The sequence below is a fragment of the Pseudomonas sp. MF6394 genome, from assembly GCF_002018845.1.
In the GTDB taxonomy this organism is placed as follows: domain Bacteria; phylum Pseudomonadota; class Gammaproteobacteria; order Pseudomonadales; family Pseudomonadaceae; genus Aquipseudomonas; species Aquipseudomonas lactis.
Genome location: NZ_MVOJ01000025.1, coordinates 1 through 16820, shown reverse-complemented (window position 1 = coordinate 16820; position 16820 = coordinate 1). Strand labels below are relative to the sequence as shown.

The following is a 16820-nucleotide window of genomic DNA, read 5'->3' as shown; positions in this document are numbered from 1 at the left end:
TCCTCCAGCAGGCTGGGCGCCCGTAGGCGCCCGTCCATTTAGGCAGCGGCGCTCAGGGTGAGAATCTTCACAGCCTGGGAGTCGACCAGCATGCCGCCGACGCGCTTGGTAGTGTAGAAGCCAACAAACGGCTTGTTGGTGTAGGGGTCACGCAGCACGCGGGTGCCGATACGGTCGACAACGGTGTAAGCACGCTTGAAGTCGCCAAATGCAATGGCATTGGCATCGGCGGCGACATCCGGCATGTCTTCGTTTTCGGTGATGCCGTAGCCCAGAAGAACCGACGGTGCGCCCGCTTCCAGGCCTGGGCGCCAGAGGTAGTTGCCCTCGCTGTCCTTCAGCTTGCGGACATAAGCAACGGTCAGGTTGCCCATCATCCAGGTGCCGTTGGCACGGTAACCCGCCTTGAGGGCGTGAATCAGGTTGATCAAGCTGTCGCCAGTGATAGCCCCGGCGGTGCCAGAGACGAGCTTTTGCAGGACGCCGAAAGCACGCTCGTCGTCGCCCTTCAAATCCAAGCCGTAAGCCAACAGGCCTTTTGGCTTGTTGACGCCATCCCCCTTCAGGAAAGCATTACCTTCCTTCTCGGCGAAGTCGCGGGCAACCTCTCCATTCAGCCAGCCTTCAGCATCGAAAAAGATGTCGTCAAGGCTGGTCTGAGTAGCTTGTGGGTTGGCATACAGCTCGCCCATAAAGGCAGAGATGTTACCCAACTTCGGGGTATTGGTTGCCGGGCGCGCATCGGTTTCACCAACCCAGCCAGCACCGTTACCGCCAAGGTTCACCAAACGCTTGTAGTCCGGGCTGCCAACAGTGATTTGATTGCATACCTGGCGCATTGGCGAGGTATCGCGCAGCAGCTCGATGATGCTGCGATCCAGCTCTTCAGGAACCGCAAAACCGCCATCGGCATCAACGCCTACCTGCAAGGCCTTGGCCTGCAGTTCGCCCAGACCGGTCTCGATGCCCTTGCGCACGAACTGCATGAATGCGGTCTTGTGCTCACTGGCGGCCTTGGTGCCGGTGCCGTCTGGACGCTTGAGGGACAATAGCTCTTTTTCTAGGTTGCTTTTCAGCTCATCCAGCTCGCTTAACTTCTCGTTGAGGGTATCGACCTGGCCGGACAGCTTGCCCTTTTCTTCTTCCAGGCCATCAATGCGCTTGTCATTGGTCTTTTTGAATTCGTCGAACTTCTTGCCCAGGGCTTCCGCGACGTCATCGATATCTTTCTTTTCAACAGCCATGAGAGGCTCCTTAAATGCGGGTCAGTAGAGATTTGAGGGATTGCATTGCATCGTCGGCTTCCGCCTCTCGCGGTGAAACTGCGCCGTAGCCCTTGGCCATAAAGGCCTTGGCCTGGGAGCCAGAAAACCCAACCTCTCGAAGGGCTCGCTCCACTTTGCTGGGCGGCGGCGTTTCGCCGCGGGCCAGCAGAGATTTCACATCAGTGATCCGGGCCTCATCGTTGGCCGGGAACGTGACCAAGGAGAGTTCCCAAAGGTCGATCGCCTTCAGAATCCAAACACCCTTTTCCTTGTCGTACTCGTAGTCATCGAGCATGTAACCGATCGAGGTACCGGTCAGGCTGCCTGCCTTCATGTGCGCATGGGCGCGCTTGGCAAGCGGATCGTCATCGATAAGTAGGCGCCCTTTGAAGAACAACCCCACATCGTCCTCACGCATCTCGGTGTAGATGCCGATCGGCTCACTCATGTTGTGCTGCCAGAGCATGGCCGGTAGACGGCCCTTCTCTTTCCACTTGGCCAGACTGGCCGTGAATGCACCGCGAACAACCACATCGCCGTAGCTGTCCTCAACGCCGAACACCGAGCCATAGCCTTCGAACTCGCCGCTTTCGCTGACCGATTTAATCGTCAGCGGTCGGTCAAGACGCTGTTTTGTCTGCATCGTCGGCAGCCTCTGGTTTGGTGGTCATGTTCATTGGGGTGAGGTACACATCCCCCCCTTCACGCGGGTTCATGTCCTCAAGGTCGCGGCATTCGTTGGAGTTCAAAATGCTCCACTGAATACCCTTGGCATACGCCTCGTATCGCCCTTTCAGGTCGCCCCGCATCAAGGCACCGGCGTTGAACTTGGCGTAGTGGGTCAGACGGTCTTTCTCGTTGAGCAAGCCGACTTGGATGCGGTGCTCGATGCGAGTCATAATCGGAACCAGCGAGTAGTTCACGAAGCTCATGCCCATGTGCTCAATGTTGTTGAGCGTCATCTTTTCCATGCTGGCCACCAGGTGTGGCGGCACGCGAAACAAGCCGCAGATCTGTGCCTCAGTCAGTTTCTTGGATTCGATGAACTGGGTGTCCTGAGCGCTGAGGCTGATCGGCTTCCAATCCAGACCCATCTCCAAGATCATTGGCTTATAGGCGTTGGCCACGCCCATGTGCTCGCCCTGAAACTCCGTCTTGAGCCGATCAAATGCCTCAGGAGACAGCTCCTGATCGGTGCGCAGGACGCCACTTGTAACTGCGCCATTGGTAAACAGCTTGGCAGCATGGGCGTCCATAGCCTGACCAAGACCAAGCGCCTGGCGGGCATAGGCAATAGGGTTAAGCCCATTCAGGCCATCCAACGTGAACAGCCGGACATGCCAAATTTCATCCTGTGTCAGAACCTTGGTGCCTGACTTGAAGTTGACGGTGTACTCAACCGTCCAGTCGTCTTTGAGTTTGGGTGTGACGATGTCTGGGTTCAGTGGTAGCAGTTCGCCCACATTCCCAAGCGCCGATACCTTGTAGGCATAGAAGTTACCGCGCAGACACAGACAGGCCACCAGCAGCTCCCAGAACTCCTGAGCGGTCATGTAGCTGTTGGGAGCCATGGTAATGAGCGGGTAAAGCCGGTGGCCGGTAGCAGGCAACCGAACTCGGTCGGTCTTTTTGAGAAGCTGACAAGGAAGCATCCCCATCGACTCCGCCAAGACTCGGACACAGTTGAATACGACTAACTGTTGCATGGCGCTATTCGTGGTCACACGCTGTCCTGAGTTGCTTTCGTATCCTGCGCCCAAGGCTTGCGCGAGTTTCTCCGACGTATCGATGGCCTGCGGGGCGCTCTTTCTTCCAAGGAGTGATCGCAGCATTACCGGTCACCCCGCAATATCGAGGCAACAGACAAGGTGATCAGGAGCGCTCCGCAAACAGTCAGGGCCAGAGGTTCACCCATCCATGTCCACAAACCCCGGGTCAGTAGGCCAAGCCCAAGTATCCCGATAACGTCAGGCAAGGCTTCCTTCAGCGCAGCAAGCTTTGGCGCCTTAATTTCATCGGTCATAGGGTTCTTAATCCGTGTTTCATGATGTAGTCAGAAAGGGTGCCTTCCACTTTCGGGTTTGTTGCCATTATCGAAACCGCACAGAACAGAGCCATGAGCGGGTCGATCTTTGCCGAGCCGCTGGCCTGTTTTGTAATCAAAATTGAGTTGCCCTTGGGCTCGACCCTTGCGTTACCGCAACACCAGTTCATCAAAGGCTGGTCGGCATGAATAAGCCCGCCCTCGGCCAGCTTTCGCTCAGTTGTTTTGATCGCGCCACCAAGTCGCCAACCCTGACTGACACCAACCACCTTCTCCTGGCTGACGCCGCGGGCCGTGATCGCTTCAAGAATTGCACCGATGCCGGCGGGGTCTAGGCCTACCTGATGCAGGAGGCCAGAGGCGTCGACCTGATCCACGATGTCAGCCACCTCATCAACGTCATCGCCAATGTGTTTGACAAGCACCAGGTCATCGGTACGGGCGTAGTCGTTAAGGTTCGCCGCGATGTCCTTGCGCCGCTCAAGCACTGATGGATGCGCCCAGGCCCGACACCAGACCAACCACTGCCTGCTTTCACGATCACGACCCAGAACGGCCAGGCCAAGCAAATCGTCCAGGCCGCCGCCATCGACGCCGATGGTCACGACTTCGCTGCGCTCAAGGATGTAGTCCAGCGTGATGCACTTACGGACCTGGGCCTCCCAAAATTCGGCACCTGGCCAGCGATTACTGAGCAACGCCAGGCCGATCTCGACGTTCATATGTTTAGCCAGGAAGTCACGGATGGCTTCTTCGCCAGCCTCTTGGGCTTCCTGATATTTCTGCTCAATGACTTGCTGGTCTACCGAAACCCCCCAGTTCGGGTTTGTCACATAAGCGTTAGCAAGATCTTTGTGGAGACCTTGCTCAATCATCCGCCTTGGAAACTCGTAAATGATTGGCAGGAATCGTTTGTCGATGATCCTGCCGTCGCGCACGCCGCGGGCATAATCCAGCTTGGCCTTGAACACGCCTGCGGGTGGTGATGCCGACTGCGTTGTGCAGTAGAAGACAAAGCCCTCTGGCCGAGATGCTAAACCGCCTGTTGCCTCTGTCAGCATGTTTGCCGACTTGGCCTGCTTGCCGAATTCGTGCAACTCATCAATGAATACGCCGATGGCCTTCTTGCCGGTAACCGTCGCGCTGTCTGCGGCAACCACCTTCAGCGTCGCTTGATTCAATCGGTCGGTGATCAAGCGAAGGTGCTCTTGCTCGTGGAAGCGCGCTTCCAGTTCCTCGTCCGCCTTGATCATGTCGCGGATCGGCTTATAGGCGTTGTCAGCAGCTTCCTTGGTGGGCGCCAGGATGATGAACTCACCTGAAGGCCGAGCATTAAGTATCAGCGCGGTAAGCATGATCCCGGCAGCGATAGTGCTCTTGCCGTTCTTCTTGCTGACCATTAGGAAGAAGTTAGTGATCAGTCGGCGCCGGGTCTCAACGTCATAGGCACCGAACAGCACTCCCACCAACTCCAGCACCCACGGCTGGCATGTTTCTCCCATCAGCGGGCTGCCAATCGCATCAACCATCCGCAAGTTACAGAACACGTCGAGCGCGTCATCAGCTTGATCTTGAAAGATCGGGAGCAGAGGCATGATCGACTCTTGATCGACAATGCGCGCCTCCCAGTCTGGGCAACTGGTCGTCCAGCTCATCACTTAACCGCCTTAAGCTGACCCGGCTTACGCAACGCAAACCTGCCCGAGTTCACCTGTTCGGCAGCCTCCTGCACTTTCTCCTTTTTGCCCTTCTCGCCGGGTTTGCTGACCGTGAAACTTGCCAGCGCCTTCGCTGCGTCCAGGCGTAGCTTAGGATCGGCCGCAAGATCATTCATCATGCCCTCGAAGAACTCCAGCGGGTCGGCGGCAGCTTTGGGGATGTAGGGGTCTGGATCGCCGGATGGTGCGACTGTCGCCGCTACCGACTTAACAGCCGTCGACCGCCCTATCGCTGCCTGAACCTCCGGATCTTTTTCGAGCCGAGATGCCGCCTGCGATGCAGTCTTTTCGGGGCATCCAGCAGAGATTGCTGCCTGCTTTTTGCTTTCACCGGACAGCCGCGCTTCGGCGTACCGGCGCTTTTGTTCGGTTAACGCCATAGTTAACGGATCCTGTTAACGGGAATAAAATCTACGAGTGGGAGAGGGTGAGGTTTCCGGGTAAAAGGGGCCTGAGGTTTTACCCCCTCCCCTCCCCTTGTAGCACGCCAAAGCCCCAAAGCCACACCGTTTCGGAGCAGCCTTTCAAGCCGGGTTCAGGATGCTTCAGCCATGGTCTTGGATGCGTGACAGCCCTTCTTGATGCGCTGGCCATCGACCAGCTCGAAGCGCACACAGAGCACCTGGCAGTTCGCCTCGACATCCTCACCACCCATGAATAGCGGAGTCTTGTGGTCTAACTCGAAACCATCAGGGAAGTTGGCCACTCGGCCGCAGGCGGCGCAGGTTGGGTCTTGTCGCCACACAGCCAAGCGGCGGGCCTGGAGCCGGCGGCCAGTGATTCGCCTGTCAGCCACTACGTGAACCTTTAAGGTTTGGCTCGTGGACATCTTTAGAGGCGACTTGTGCATCGTCAGCTTGGCCATCAATCAGAATTCCTACCTGGAAGCTTGAAGCCCGTGACCCGATCAGCAAAGGCACGAACCTTGTCTACGCCCAACAACCCGACCATGCCGCCGATCAAGCTGGCTGCTGACTGCGGGATGCCCATCAGCTCAAGGCCGGACAGCATCGACAGCGTGATGCAGCCACACAGCAGGCTCTCGAAGAACGCCGCCTTGCGTGTGCCACCGCCGTAGATGATCCGCAGCGCAGAGATCGATATCGCAAAGCCTGCGGCGTAAAAGGCCGGGGCGTGCTGACTCAGCCACGCGAGTACAAGAACCCAGGTGTCTGGCTTATCGGGCATGTTGGGCATCCGTTGTCCTCCCGATCAGGGGGGCGATTAGGTCCGGCTCCAGCAGCACTCCCAGCTCGGAGCAACGGGTGTGGTGGAGCCGAAAAACTAAAAAGCCCCGGCAAATGCCGAGGCCCAATGAGTAATAAAAACAAAAAAACCAGCTCTAGGGCTGGGTTTTGCTCGCGTAGAAAACGCAAAGTAACTTAAATCTATAGATCGGCCCCGGGCCTGTCAACATCTCTCTATCAATACTAATTGGTTAGATTTCTATCTCTATTCGGTCGATATCGAAAGTCATCTCAGACGCCTTCGTCTGGTACAGCTTGACATTAAGAGCACTGGATGCGGTTTTCACAAACTCTAGAATTTTGCTGTCCATTCTAGATCCGACAATAATTTCCGTGACTGCATCACTAGGCAATTTAAACAAATCAATAGGATATGGTTCTTTATGCTTTCGCTGCGTCGCCAAAAACAAAGAGCTTATGAGCCTTTCCTCCTGCTCATATTCCCAATCTTTCGATTTAGTTAAGAGAATATCTCGAATGTCTTCCTCAGTAAAATCACCCGGGGGCACAACAACCCTTTTCTCACTATATCTCACAGAAAGCAGTTTTGAGCGATTACCGAGAGAGCTACCATCGCCTTTAAAATAGTCATGCAAACTGTTAAAACCGACACAAAAACCACTGTAAGATGATGTGTAGTGCGACCACATGAGTGAGCTATTCCACCTCCTGGATAAGGACAGTATACCCAAACCACTATTTATGTTAGACCCTGCAATATCATAACAAGCGGATCGCACCTTATCTAATGAATCGTATCTTTCGAGAGCTTTTTTCTTTTTAATTTCCATAATTTCATTGGCAATCTCCCTAATATCCTCTGGAGCATCATCGGCATTGTGCCTGCGCTCAATACTTTCTCTGACGTGGGCAGCAATTTTTTCCAAATCTGCCAAAGTAAAAGCCGGCAAGCACTCAAAAGGATCGTTCAATTCTACAGGTGGCGAAAAACGAATTAAAAAATCCTCGAGAAAGCTTTTTCTATCCGGAGGGAAATATTTATAGACTGAGCTCAACGCAAATACTCCAAGAAGTAATAACAAAAAATAGAAATTAGAACCATTCTGCCATCGTGTGAACCAAATCCGAATCGTATTTTCAAGCAGCCTGACGACGAATATCTAAAGCCCCATCGATCCAGGCAACACCTGCTTTCCAAAGCTGCCGCGTCTTCTCTTCCCCGAAGCTCATCTTCTTTCCTACCTCCATCAAAGAGCTGTCGAGACTGGTGTAGTACTTCATTAGAACCTGGCCGCATTCTGGATAACGCTTGAGCAACCGGCCCATCAAGCCATCGATCATCAGGGCGTCGTCATCAGTGATCATTGGCGACAGGACGGTGTTCTCGCGGGATGCGCAGCACGACACACCGGAGCCCAGCACAACCCAGCGGCCCCAATGTTCCAGCAGATCCTCGGCAGTACGCTCTCTAAAGCTTGGTGTGAAGGCCATGGCTCAATCCCCTGTGTAGTTGGTGGCACCTGGGCCACGGCGGTTGTTCTCGTTGTATTGCGCTTCAGCACCGGCAGGCTTGAAGCAGTTGAATTGTGCGATCTGGTGCTCGGCGGCCTGAAGCCGGATGCTCAACTGTGTCACCAGCACATCCAGCGGCAGCGCCTCACCGGTTTCGGCAGTGACCCAGCCCGAGGCGTTGCACTGCACGCAGGGCAGCTCATGGAACACGCCCTTGATCACCGCGCGACCACGGCATGCCGGGCACTTGGCTAGATCCAGTTGAGCGGCGCGGAATGCTGGGCCGTGGGACTTCTTCATCATGCTCATTCGATCCATTCTCCAGAGCCCCAGGTCAAAGGGTTGAACCACCCCCACTGAGGCACCCAAACCACTACGGTGTCCCGCCAGCCCTTCCTTGCTCCGCAATGCCCGCAAAGCTTTAGGCTCTCGAAGGAGTTATAGAAATCGGCGCAGTGGCGGTCGAAGCGACTGATCGCATTGCAAGATTTGCAGGCAAGAGCGTGATGAAATGCCATTTTTTAAACCTCGCCCTTAACAAATTGTGGTTCTGCCTCGCAGGCCCCGCCGTTCAAGGCGTCTGCGAGGTTTTGAGAATCTTCATATCTAACACCTGTCTGCATGTGGATCGCCTTGAAGCCACGCTGATCTAACCAGTTGTGCCACTTCACCAGGGCAAGGCGGCGCTGCTCCTTGGCCTGAGTGTTGATGTAGGTGGAGGCGATCTTGCCCAGGGAGTGGTTGAGCAGCATCTCGCCGATGTGCCCGTCGACGCCGAGGTCAGTCCACGCGGTACGGGCCACCTTGCGCAGGTCGTGACTGGTCCAAGCGCCCTGCCCTAGCCGTGTGAATACCGCGCTCGCCTGGTGATCGCTGAGTGCCTTGCCACGGCGTGACGGGAACAGGAGCGGCCCTTCGTAGCCCTGGGTGTTTTGCCGGGTGCGGTATAGCTGTAGGAGCGAACACACCTGATCGGTCAGCGGCACCCGCAGCTCGGTCTTGGTCTTGGTGTGTTCTGCCGGGATGAACCACTCACGCTCTGGCAGCGCGATATCGGCCCAGCGGGACTGACGGGTTTCGCCAATTCGAGTGCCGTGGCATAGCATCATCAAGGCCAGCATGGCGTCACCCGGCGCGCTGTCGAAGCGCTCGGCCAGCAGGCTCACTAGGTCCTGCAACTGCACGTCACGCAACCGCGCCGGCTTGGGCAGGATCCGCGCCGTGGTGAAATTGACGAACTTCATTTCCGCCATCGGGTTGACCGGGATCAGGTCCAGCTTGCGGGCCTGACGGAAGGCCACCGCTAGCAGCCGGTACAGCTGCTGCACGTAGGACAGCGATAGTTCGGCCTGGGCTGGCCACATCAGCAGCTTGTCGAGGGTCTGGGCGCTCACGTCGCGCAGCAGCAGATCGTCCAGGCGCGGCTTGAGCTGGCAACTGATGGCCGACTTGCCCGCAGCCCGGCGCTTGTCGGACAGCGCGCGCGACTTGGCCATGCGATCACCGAACCAATCGAGTAGCTCGCCAACAGTAACCCAGCCGGAAACACTGGCTGCGCAGTCGGCAGCGACCCGCAGGCGCACCGCCGGCAGTGCGGCGATCACCTGCTTGGTATTCAGGTCGGGAAAGCCGCCGATGCGATGCCATTTGCGCTTGTTGAGCAGGTACCAGGAGCCGCGCGTGCGATTCTTGGCGAAACGAAAGTGCAGCGCCGGGTGTCCGGCGTCCCGCAGGTCGCGCACATGCTCAAGCTTGGCATTGAGGGCGATCTCGGCATCCGACAGCTTCACCGTCAGGGTTTTGATTTGGGTGTTCAAAACGCGCCCTCCTCCGGATTAAGGAGGTCGATAACCTCAAACGTCGACGGCCACATCTGGCCGCCGTATCGAACTGCCATGGCCTTATCAAAAAAGAGCGCTAGCGCATGATCTGATGCACTCCCCAGGTCTATCTTGGAAGAACAGCAAAACACCGCGTAGCGGTACAGGTCGGGCTTGGGAACGGCAAGGCGGGGATCTGCCATTAGAATTTATCCTTTGATTTGTAACGGTCACGCATGCTGGTCACCTTGCCGACCGGCTGTTCGACTGGCTCAGGCCTCCACCCAGCAGCAAGGGTTTCAAAGCGGTTGTATTGGCCAAGAAAGGCAGCGCGGACCGTGCCCATTTCGATATCACGGCCCTTGCCGATGATGATTTCGGCAATACCCTTGGCGTCGGAATTTTCGTTGTAGACCTCGTCCCGGTACACGAACAGGATCACATCGGCGTCTTGCTCGATGGCTCCTGACTCCCTCAAGTCCGAGGGGATTGGGCGTTTGTTTGGACGCTCTTCGCACTTTCGGGAGAGCTGGCTGAGGAGCACGACGGGAATGCTTAGCTCTTTGGCGAGCAGCTTGCATCCGCGACTGATACTGCTGACCTCTTCAGTACGGTTGCCGCCCTCACCGTCAAGCAGTTGCAGGTAGTCGATCATCAACAGGTCGAGGCCGTAACGCATTTTGTGGCGGCGAGCCAATGAGCGAATACGCCCAATCGACGACCCTGCCCGGTCCGCGATGTACAGCGGCGCACGACGCAGCAGGCCCGCAGCAGCGGCGAGTTCTGCGCCGTGGCTCTGGCACGCTGTTCCGTTTTTCACCAGCGTCAGCGGGATTCGCCCCTCTGAAGCCGTGGCCCTGTCCAGCAGCTGACCCTGGTTCATTTCTAAGCTGACAACGAGCGAGGACTTGCTCTGCCGAACGGCCGCATCAAGGATGAAGCCCATCCCAAGAGTCGTCTTTCCCATGCCTGGGCGGCCAGCGACGATGTACAGGTGGTCGGGCTGAAGGCCTCCAATCTTGTCGTCGAGGTCTGGCAAGCCGGTAGAGAGCCCAATCAGTGTGTCGCCTCTGGCGTGCCGATCATGCCGCTCCTGCCAAACCTCCAACTGATCGGTCAGTACATCGCTGATTTTGACAATGTCGTCATCGCCGGACCCGCAATCAATGGCCATGGCGGCGGCTTGGATGGCGGAAATCTTCGCCTGGATATCCTGATCGTCGTGCGCAATTTCCATGGCCCGGCTGCCGAGATCGTACAAAGCCCGGTCTACGGCCCGCTCTCGAATGATGGCGGCATACGCTGCAGCGTTGGCCACGCTCGGAGTGTTCTTTACGATCTCGGCGCAATATGCAAAGGCCGGGGTGCCCGTTGAGGCCAGGTCACCGATGTGATTACCGACGGTGAGGAAATCCACTGGCCGCCCTTCCGAGCGGAGTACCGTGATCGCCCGGAATACATCGGCGTTCTCGGCGAAGTAAAACGCCTCGGCGGACAGGTCGTCGCTCAAGGTTTCGATCAGGTCAGGGCGCTGCATCATGGCGCCAAGCAGTGCGTGTTCCGCCTCGGTGCTGTAGGGATCACGCATGGTAATTACCCTCCACGACCTTGACGAAGTTGCTTGGCTTGATCAGCCAGTCGAACGTGGCACGGAAAGGCTTGTTTCCATCCCTGCCTTCGCCCTCTCCCATCAAAAACGGGCTCGATCCGACCAACTCGAAGAACTCAGCCCAAAACCCCAAGTCCTGGTGAACCGTGCTGTCGTTCCAGCGAGCAGAAATCTTTGTGACCCGGTCCTTCGTCAACATCGCTACCTGAGGGAGCCCAGGAAGCGTTTTGTTGAACAGGTCGACGATTGCCTGTGACGGGCATTTCGGCTTCGCGATTTTCTGTGCCGGCTCATCACCGCTGAGGGTTGATGGTTCACTTGATGGTTCTATTACGGTTCTGGGTGCGGCTGCTGCGGGGGGGGTGTGCTTCTCCTGCGGGAGTGGTGGTGCATCTGCTGCGGGGGTAATGGTATACATAGTCGAACGTCCCATGCGCTCGCGGAATGACAGAATCCCGGATGTGCCCAGCCACTTAATTGCCGACTGAACAGTGCGCTCCCCCAAGCAAGTGCGCTCGGCGATACGAGCAACAGAAGGCCAGCAAACACCCTCGTCGTTTGCGTTATCAGCCAGCGATATCAGGACGGCCTTTTGCGGACCGCTCATGCCTTGCAACGGCCAGCACAGGCTCATGATAATGGTGCTCATGCGGAAACATCCTGGGCAGGTGCCAGAGATGCCTTCAGGTGACTCAGGCATTCCTGGCGGTATTTAGATTTAGACGCGGGCGAGTACTGGACGCCAATCAGGAGGGCGGCATTCATCGCGGCGGATTGATTTGTGGTGAGGTGTCGAGACACCTTTTCGGAGCTGTCGGAAAGTGTCTCGACACCCCTATAACTATTGACTGTGGGGGCTTTATTGATCATTATTCACCTCGAAATACAGCTGTACTAAGCCGCCCTGCCAGGCGGTTTTTTTATGTCCGCGATTTGGGTACTGGATGAATCAACAGCTAATCCAAATCACTACTTCCGGTACTCAAAGAGACGGAAAATCACTCCATCACGCGTTCAAGCTACTGATCGTTGAGATGGGAAAGGGCGCTGCTCTAGAGCAGATAAAGTGCCGTCCTCCTCGACAGTTACGAAAACATCTCGGCCAACGCGAATGGCTTTGCTCAGGGCGCCCTGGGTGCATCCGAGCATCTGGGCCGCCTTTGTGTGCCCGTGCTCTTTGGCAAATTCAGTAAGTGGGATACGGCGCATTGCGGCGTCCTCGACAAGTATTCATCAAGAGTATGACCGCCGGTATTGTTACTAGTCAATACCGGCGATATTGGCAGACTCAATACCGCAGGTAATAACATCAGCAGATGAAAAAAGATTCCCGAAGGCTCCCGCTGTCCGATTGGCAGCTCCAAGACAGTGCTCGACTGAAAGCGCTTTTCCAGGCGAAGCGTGGGGAGCTGAAGCTGACCCAAGAAAAGATTGCGGGCGAACTTGGCGACGGCGTTACGCAGGGTGCTGTCAGCCATTTCATGAATGGGAGAACAGCGCTTAGCATCAAGGCTGCGGTGGTTTTTGCCAGGGCGCTCCAGGTCCCGGTTTCAGAAATAAGCCCAACTCTTGCAGCTCAGATAGAGAAGATGACCTCGGGCGTTCCGGGGCGCCACAGTGAAGAACCAGCAATCGACAGTCGCATTCCTCCGCGAAACTTTGATCTCGCTGACGACAAGAACTACACCGGCGTGTTGCAGCTGACCGCTCGCGGCTCAACCGGCGATGGCGAAGACAATTCGCATGTCGAGATCCGCGGCGTCATGGCTTTCAAGTCGGCCTGGCTTCGTGCGAACAACCTCAACCAGAAGCACTTGGACGTGATCTACGCGAACGGGCACAGCATGGAGCCGACCATCAATGATGGCGACGTACTTCTGGTTGATGAGTCAAGGGTGGAGCCGAAGGACGGTCAGATATTCGCCATGCAGAGCGAGTCGAAAGGCACGATCGTGAAGCGCCTGGTCAAGTCAGACTTCGACGGTTGGATTATTCGAAGTGATAACCCGGACAAGGCGCGCTATGGCGATGAGACGCTGCGTGATGGGGAGATAAACGAGGTTCGTATCATTGGGCGCGTGGTTTGGCGCGGAGGGATGCTTTAAATGAATATGTTACTGATCGCCCAGGCGGTGTCGAATGGCTGATGAAAAAGTTTTTTCGGCAAATGATATTGCCATGGAAGCAAAAAACACTCCCAGCGAGGTAATAGAGGCCTTTTTAACTCACATCGGCAACCGAAAGTGCGAAGCATGTGGTGTCAATGAGTGGACTTCTAACCAGCGTACCCTCCTCCAATTTGTCAATGTCGGAGACATTGACAAAGGGATGGCCGTTTTGTGCCTACTCTGTAACAACTGCGGCAACACGAGAACGTTTGCATGGGGTCGAATTCGTCACTTTATTAGCCATGAGTACTCCAAAAATGTCTCTAGTTGATGGGCACCCAAGCTGGTCATCGACGAGTGTCGAGAGTGACAAGCCGAGAAAAGGTCGCGATACTGGAGGTGGAAATCCACCCGGAGGCGATCCAATGGAAGCACGCGTAATAGCGCTTGAAAAAGCATCCCAGGAAATTAGGGATAAGCTGGTGCGCGTGGAGATGCGTCTCGACGGAATTGAATCGCATATGGCTACCAAGGTTGATATTTCCAACCTAGCCTCGAAAGACGATCTCTCATCTTTTGTCCGCGCCAGCAGCAAAGACATTCAGGATCTTGCAGTTTCCTTTCACAAGACGATGAATGAGCAGACCTGGAAGTTCGTAGGTGTCGCAACCGGTCTTGCCGCTATCGCGTTTACGGCTGCTAAATTCATACACTAAGCGCCTATCGGAATATTCAAAAGCCCGGCCCAGCGCCGGGCTTCTTGTTTCTTTCCTCCTCGATCTGAATCCATAGCCCGCCACTGAGCGGGCTTTTCATTGCCCATCAAAAATACATGACCGGCGGTATTGACCGATTTAAATACCGGAGGTATTGTTCTCCCATCGCCGGATAACAACCGGCCAGCTGGAAGGCAGCGATGAACCGGCCTCAACGGTTCAGAGGGTTGGCAACTGACCCGGGTGTGCAGCGTAAAACACCAAGACGAGTTATCCAGCGGGAGAACAAGCCGAAAGGCCCGCGGCTGGACGAACAATTTGATAAGGCCGGCGGCAGCGCCAGTAGCGGGAAGCCGGCAAGCGACACCAGAAGATTTCACGTCAGCGCCTGTATCGGGCGCTTTCGGAAACCAACCGGGAGTCACATTGATGGAAGCAACAATCGTCAGCGGCGCATGGAAGGGTCATCTCGGACGCGGCCTTGCGCCAAAGGAAGTTCAGTACTTGCTGGGCACCGCCCAGGGCAAGACAGCAAAAGAGATTGCCCGCCAGTTCGACGTGGCGGCCTGCACAGTGGCCAAGCGCCTTTCCTGCGCCATGTTCAAGCTCGGCGTGACCCGCCAGACAGCTGCGGTAGCCGAGGCGATGCGCCGCCAGATCATTTCGCCGATGTGCTTTGTCCTGGCCAGCCTGATCGCCATGCACGCAATGATCGGTGACGACTCAATGCGTCGTGATCGCCGAGTACCGGAACGCCGTACGGCACAGGTGCGGATGGTGCGCCGGGCCGAACAACCCGTGTTGCTCGCCTAATTCATCCACCAGAGGCACCCACCATGAAGCACGCTACAGCAATCTCCCAGCTCGAAACCCACGCATCCAACTGCGAAAACAACGCAGCCATCCAGGAGCGCGAAGGCGAACACGAAAGTGCCGCTACCAACCGCCCCAACGCTGCCGACTACCGCAAGGCAATCGAAGCGCTACAGGCCGAATAAGCATCACCTCTGCCCATTCGATGAGTGGGCTTTGGGATGCGGACGAAAACCCGGCGCGCGCCGGCCACCTGCATTCAACAGGCCTAGAGAACGGTAGCCACTGCCAAACCAGTGAGCGAACAGAGGGAGGATTGGCAGCCATGTGAACCACAACGAACCCTAGACGCCACAGCGTCGACCGCGTGACGTAGGGAGGTCTACGAAGCGCACTGAAAGCCCGGTTTCGACTGGGCTTTTCTACGACTGGCCTTTATCCGTCAGGATCCTCCCCTGGGCCCACCGGCACATACCAGGCGGTCAGGGTGCTGACGAATAAACGCAACCACAACCAAGGAGTCGGCATGAACCCAGCCATCCAACAAAGCCAAGCCGTTCTGCAGGCCCTGCGGGAACGTGTTTCGCTTTACACTTCGGAGATGTACATGAAGATCGGTCGCGACCAGCCAGTGAAGGTGCCGCGCTTCAACGTGGTCCCGCTCGGCAAGAACCTGTTCGATGTGGTGGAGCGCTCCACCGGCGTTTCCCGCGGCGCACGCACCGGCCACGACGGTGCATGTCAGTACGCCGATCAGCTCGAGCGCAACGCTGACTTCCTCAATGCGGCCAAGGCCACGTCGAAGCGCTTCGGTTGGCGCATGGTGCGCTGGACGGCTGGCTTCTCGTCGCCGCTTGTTCTTTTCGCCTACTACGGCGCACAACCATGATCGGCGAACCAATGCCGGATCCACGGCGCTCGATCATCGACGAGCTGAACCAGCAGATGGAAGCGTTCTTCGGCTCTGGCAAGAAAGCGCAGGTCATCCCGAGCGGAGTTGGTGTTGACGGTCCCTACAACGGCACCACGGCACACCACGAACGCCTGCGCAAAGAACGCGACAAGCTTGCACCTTCCGTGCGCGCAGAAGCAGCCAAGGGTGTCGTGGCCAGCGTGGCAGCAAAGAACCTGGGCATGCACATAAAGCGCGTGACGCTGATCGCTCAGGAGAACGGCTTTAAGTTTGCCGACACCCCATGAGGCGCATCAGCAACCAGGTGCGCCAGCGCCTTCGCCAATCGCAATTCCATCTTCCACCCAGCGGCCTCTTGGCCATCCCGGAGAAACAGCCATGTCCACAGCAACAGATACAGCCGAGTTTCTTGAAGAGCTCAACGGCGGCGCCTTCGCCAGCCAAATCGGCCACGCCATATCCGAAGTAGCCGCCGGGGTTGTCGATTATGGCAAGGCCGGCAAGCTGGTTATTACCCTGGACTTCAGCCAGATCGGCGAATCGCACCAAGTGAAGATCAAGCACAAGCTCGACTACAAGGTGCCAACCAAACGCGGCACCCGTAGCGAGAACACCAGCCTCGATACGCCAATGCACGTGGGGACCGGTGGTCGCGTGACCCTCTTCGCGGAAAAGCATGACCAGCTGTTTAGCCGCGATGACGCACCAATTCCCAAACGCACCTGATTCACACCGCTCACCCTCCCTCCGCAATCCAAGGAATTAAGCGATGTCACTTACCAAAGATGCAATTCAGCTGATCACCGATACGGCTCTGGAAGCCAACGGCAAGAAGCTGGAAACACTGGTCCCTACCGTGGTGCTGCCGGAAAGCTCGAAAGTCATCGACTTGGAGAAGTTCCAGGCCGGCCGTAGCCGCTTCCGTGGAACCTACAGCACCCATTCGCTGGCAGACTTCAGCACTTACGTGGTGGAACGCGCAGAACCAGGCGCGCGCGGCTTCATCGACCAAGACGCAATGAGCTGTGTCCTGCTGTTCAACCTGGGCACCACTGGCGAACCCGGCCATGCCGATGACCGCGCCGTCCTCAAGC

25 protein-coding genes are annotated in these 16820 nt (G+C 56.6%); 9 read left to right on the top strand and 16 right to left on the bottom strand.

The annotated features are described in order from the left end of the window. Window positions 1–38: 38 nt before the first annotated feature. The 16 genes from MF6394_RS22625 to MF6394_RS22550 all read right to left on the bottom strand — a co-directional run bounded on the left by MF6394_RS22625 (window position 39) and on the right by MF6394_RS22550 (window position 12385). Window positions 39–1244, bottom strand: a complete 1206-nt coding sequence (locus tag MF6394_RS22625; RefSeq protein ID WP_078467596.1) for a phage major capsid protein — start codon at window positions 1242–1244, stop codon at window positions 39–41. A 10-nt stretch (window positions 1245–1254) separates the two neighbouring features. Continuing rightward, window positions 1255–1908, bottom strand: coding sequence for an HK97 family phage prohead protease (locus MF6394_RS22620; protein WP_078467595.1), 654 nt, complete (start codon window positions 1906–1908; stop codon window positions 1255–1257). Then, window positions 1886–3097 carry a phage portal protein gene (locus tag MF6394_RS22615; protein ID WP_078467594.1) on the bottom strand — a complete coding sequence of 404 codons (1212 nt, stop codon included), beginning with the start codon at window positions 3095–3097 and terminating at the stop codon, window positions 1886–1888. Before MF6394_RS22615 ends, MF6394_RS22620 begins: the two co-directional genes overlap by 23 nt. Then, window positions 3097–3288 (bottom strand): hypothetical protein, encoded by a 192-nt coding sequence (locus tag MF6394_RS22610; protein WP_078467593.1) that lies wholly within the window; start codon window positions 3286–3288, stop codon window positions 3097–3099. The genes MF6394_RS22615 and MF6394_RS22610 overlap by 1 nt, the downstream gene beginning before the upstream one ends. Beyond that, complete coding sequence (locus MF6394_RS22605) at window positions 3285–4964, bottom strand: terminase large subunit (protein ID WP_078467592.1); 1680 nt, start codon at window positions 4962–4964, stop codon at window positions 3285–3287. Before MF6394_RS22605 ends, MF6394_RS22610 begins: the two co-directional genes overlap by 4 nt. Continuing rightward, on the bottom strand, window positions 4964–5407 hold the full coding sequence (locus MF6394_RS22600; RefSeq protein ID WP_078467591.1) for a terminase small subunit: 444 nt from the start codon (window positions 5405–5407) through the stop codon (window positions 4964–4966). Before MF6394_RS22600 ends, MF6394_RS22605 begins: the two co-directional genes overlap by 1 nt. A gap of 155 nt (window positions 5408–5562) precedes the next feature. Continuing rightward, a complete protein-coding gene (locus MF6394_RS22595; RefSeq protein ID WP_238597307.1) occupies window positions 5563–5892 on the bottom strand; it encodes an HNH endonuclease in 330 nt (109 codons plus the stop codon). Beyond that, complete coding sequence (locus tag MF6394_RS22590; protein ID WP_078467590.1) at window positions 5892–6224, bottom strand: phage holin, lambda family; 333 nt, start codon at window positions 6222–6224, stop codon at window positions 5892–5894. Before MF6394_RS22590 ends, MF6394_RS22595 begins: the two co-directional genes overlap by 1 nt. A 241-nt stretch (window positions 6225–6465) precedes the next feature. Then, complete coding sequence (locus tag MF6394_RS22585; protein ID WP_078467589.1) at window positions 6466–7290, bottom strand: DUF2971 domain-containing protein; 825 nt, start codon at window positions 7288–7290, stop codon at window positions 6466–6468. 82 nt (window positions 7291–7372) lie between these two features. Further along, entirely contained in the window at window positions 7373–7726 is a 354-nt protein-coding gene (locus MF6394_RS22580; protein WP_078467588.1) for an antiterminator Q family protein, read from the bottom strand. Window positions 7727–7729: 3 nt separating this feature from the next. Beyond that, on the bottom strand, window positions 7730–8047 hold the full coding sequence (locus tag MF6394_RS22575) for a hypothetical protein (RefSeq protein WP_078467637.1): 318 nt from the start codon (window positions 8045–8047) through the stop codon (window positions 7730–7732). A gap of 221 nt (window positions 8048–8268) precedes the next feature. Continuing rightward, a complete protein-coding gene (locus tag MF6394_RS22570; protein ID WP_078467587.1) occupies window positions 8269–9564 on the bottom strand; it encodes a tyrosine-type recombinase/integrase in 1296 nt (431 codons plus the stop codon). Then, on the bottom strand, window positions 9561–9770 hold the full coding sequence (locus MF6394_RS22565; protein ID WP_078467586.1) for a hypothetical protein: 210 nt from the start codon (window positions 9768–9770) through the stop codon (window positions 9561–9563). Before MF6394_RS22565 ends, MF6394_RS22570 begins: the two co-directional genes overlap by 4 nt. Beyond that, window positions 9770–11155 (bottom strand): replicative DNA helicase, encoded by a 1386-nt coding sequence (gene dnaB, locus MF6394_RS22560; RefSeq protein ID WP_078467585.1) that lies wholly within the window; start codon window positions 11153–11155, stop codon window positions 9770–9772. The genes MF6394_RS22565 and dnaB overlap by 1 nt, the downstream gene beginning before the upstream one ends. Then, on the bottom strand, window positions 11148–11825 hold the full coding sequence (locus MF6394_RS22555) for a helix-turn-helix domain-containing protein (RefSeq protein ID WP_078467584.1): 678 nt from the start codon (window positions 11823–11825) through the stop codon (window positions 11148–11150). The genes dnaB and MF6394_RS22555 overlap by 8 nt, the downstream gene beginning before the upstream one ends. A gap of 365 nt (window positions 11826–12190) precedes the next feature. After that, a complete protein-coding gene (locus MF6394_RS22550; protein ID WP_078467583.1) occupies window positions 12191–12385 on the bottom strand; it encodes a Cro/CI family transcriptional regulator in 195 nt (64 codons plus the stop codon). Between the two features lie 107 nt (window positions 12386–12492). On the opposite strand from MF6394_RS22550, the gene MF6394_RS22545 reads away from it, so the two are divergent. From MF6394_RS22545 to MF6394_RS22515, 9 genes are all read left to right on the top strand, one after another. Continuing rightward, on the top strand, window positions 12493–13281 hold the full coding sequence (locus MF6394_RS22545; protein ID WP_078467582.1) for a LexA family transcriptional regulator: 789 nt from the start codon (window positions 12493–12495) through the stop codon (window positions 13279–13281). 34 nt (window positions 13282–13315) lie between these two features. Continuing rightward, window positions 13316–13615: a hypothetical protein gene (locus MF6394_RS33935; RefSeq protein ID WP_153046031.1), complete on the top strand. Its 300-nt coding sequence runs from the start codon at window positions 13316–13318 to the stop codon at window positions 13613–13615. 94 nt (window positions 13616–13709) lie between these two features. After that, entirely contained in the window at window positions 13710–14000 is a 291-nt protein-coding gene (locus MF6394_RS22540) for a hypothetical protein (protein ID WP_078467581.1), read from the top strand. A gap of 429 nt (window positions 14001–14429) precedes the next feature. Next, window positions 14430–14813, top strand: a complete 384-nt coding sequence (locus MF6394_RS22535; protein ID WP_032903581.1) for a LuxR C-terminal-related transcriptional regulator — start codon at window positions 14430–14432, stop codon at window positions 14811–14813. A gap of 23 nt (window positions 14814–14836) precedes the next feature. After that, on the top strand, window positions 14837–14998 hold the full coding sequence (locus MF6394_RS34190; protein ID WP_161952178.1) for a hypothetical protein: 162 nt from the start codon (window positions 14837–14839) through the stop codon (window positions 14996–14998). 341 nt (window positions 14999–15339) lie between these two features. Then, complete coding sequence (locus MF6394_RS22530) at window positions 15340–15702, top strand: hypothetical protein (RefSeq protein WP_078467580.1); 363 nt, start codon at window positions 15340–15342, stop codon at window positions 15700–15702. Beyond that, window positions 15699–16013 (top strand): hypothetical protein, encoded by a 315-nt coding sequence (locus tag MF6394_RS22525; RefSeq protein ID WP_078467579.1) that lies wholly within the window; start codon window positions 15699–15701, stop codon window positions 16011–16013. The genes MF6394_RS22530 and MF6394_RS22525 overlap by 4 nt, the downstream gene beginning before the upstream one ends. Window positions 16014–16104: 91 nt before the next feature. After that, complete coding sequence (locus tag MF6394_RS22520) at window positions 16105–16452, top strand: hypothetical protein (RefSeq protein WP_078467578.1); 348 nt, start codon at window positions 16105–16107, stop codon at window positions 16450–16452. A gap of 43 nt (window positions 16453–16495) precedes the next feature. Beyond that, window positions 16496–16820: DUF2303 family protein (locus MF6394_RS22515; protein WP_153046030.1), on the top strand; the 325-nt coding region annotated here is incomplete at its 3' end.

Excerpts from the sequence above, each read along its gene's own strand:
- MF6394_RS22625 (WP_078467596.1), bottom strand. The coding sequence starts at position 1,244 with ATGGCTGTTGAAAAGAAAGATATCGATGACGTCGCGGAAGCCCTGGGC.
- MF6394_RS22620 (WP_078467595.1), bottom strand. The coding sequence starts at position 1,908 with ATGCAGACAAAACAGCGTCTTGACCGACCGCTGACGATTAAATCGGTC.
- MF6394_RS22615 (WP_078467594.1), bottom strand. The coding sequence starts at position 3,097 with ATGCTGCGATCACTCCTTGGAAGAAAGAGCGCCCCGCAGGCCATCGAT.
- MF6394_RS22610 (WP_078467593.1), bottom strand. The coding sequence starts at position 3,288 with ATGACCGATGAAATTAAGGCGCCAAAGCTTGCTGCGCTGAAGGAAGCC.
- MF6394_RS22605 (WP_078467592.1), bottom strand. The coding sequence starts at position 4,964 with ATGAGCTGGACGACCAGTTGCCCAGACTGGGAGGCGCGCATTGTCGAT.
- MF6394_RS22600 (WP_078467591.1), bottom strand. The coding sequence starts at position 5,407 with ATGGCGTTAACCGAACAAAAGCGCCGGTACGCCGAAGCGCGGCTGTCC.
- MF6394_RS22595 (WP_238597307.1), bottom strand. The coding sequence starts at position 5,892 with ATGGCCAAGCTGACGATGCACAAGTCGCCTCTAAAGATGTCCACGAGC.
- MF6394_RS22590 (WP_078467590.1), bottom strand. The coding sequence starts at position 6,224 with ATGCCCAACATGCCCGATAAGCCAGACACCTGGGTTCTTGTACTCGCG.
- MF6394_RS22580 (WP_078467588.1), bottom strand. The coding sequence starts at position 7,726 with ATGGCCTTCACACCAAGCTTTAGAGAGCGTACTGCCGAGGATCTGCTG.
- MF6394_RS22575 (WP_078467637.1), bottom strand. The coding sequence starts at position 8,047 with ATGAAGAAGTCCCACGGCCCAGCATTCCGCGCCGCTCAACTGGATCTA.
- MF6394_RS22565 (WP_078467586.1), bottom strand. The coding sequence starts at position 9,770 with ATGGCAGATCCCCGCCTTGCCGTTCCCAAGCCCGACCTGTACCGCTAC.
- dnaB (WP_078467585.1), bottom strand. The coding sequence starts at position 11,155 with ATGCGTGATCCCTACAGCACCGAGGCGGAACACGCACTGCTTGGCGCC.
- MF6394_RS22555 (WP_078467584.1), bottom strand. The coding sequence starts at position 11,825 with ATGAGCACCATTATCATGAGCCTGTGCTGGCCGTTGCAAGGCATGAGC.
- MF6394_RS22550 (WP_078467583.1), bottom strand. The coding sequence starts at position 12,385 with ATGCGCCGTATCCCACTTACTGAATTTGCCAAAGAGCACGGGCACACA.
- MF6394_RS22545 (WP_078467582.1), top strand. The coding sequence starts at position 12,493 with ATGAAAAAAGATTCCCGAAGGCTCCCGCTGTCCGATTGGCAGCTCCAA.
- MF6394_RS33935 (WP_153046031.1), top strand. The coding sequence starts at position 13,316 with ATGGCTGATGAAAAAGTTTTTTCGGCAAATGATATTGCCATGGAAGCA.
- MF6394_RS22540 (WP_078467581.1), top strand. The coding sequence starts at position 13,710 with ATGGAAGCACGCGTAATAGCGCTTGAAAAAGCATCCCAGGAAATTAGG.
- MF6394_RS22535 (WP_032903581.1), top strand. The coding sequence starts at position 14,430 with ATGGAAGCAACAATCGTCAGCGGCGCATGGAAGGGTCATCTCGGACGC.
- MF6394_RS34190 (WP_161952178.1), top strand. The coding sequence starts at position 14,837 with ATGAAGCACGCTACAGCAATCTCCCAGCTCGAAACCCACGCATCCAAC.
- MF6394_RS22530 (WP_078467580.1), top strand. The coding sequence starts at position 15,340 with ATGAACCCAGCCATCCAACAAAGCCAAGCCGTTCTGCAGGCCCTGCGG.
- MF6394_RS22525 (WP_078467579.1), top strand. The coding sequence starts at position 15,699 with ATGATCGGCGAACCAATGCCGGATCCACGGCGCTCGATCATCGACGAG.
- MF6394_RS22520 (WP_078467578.1), top strand. The coding sequence starts at position 16,105 with ATGTCCACAGCAACAGATACAGCCGAGTTTCTTGAAGAGCTCAACGGC.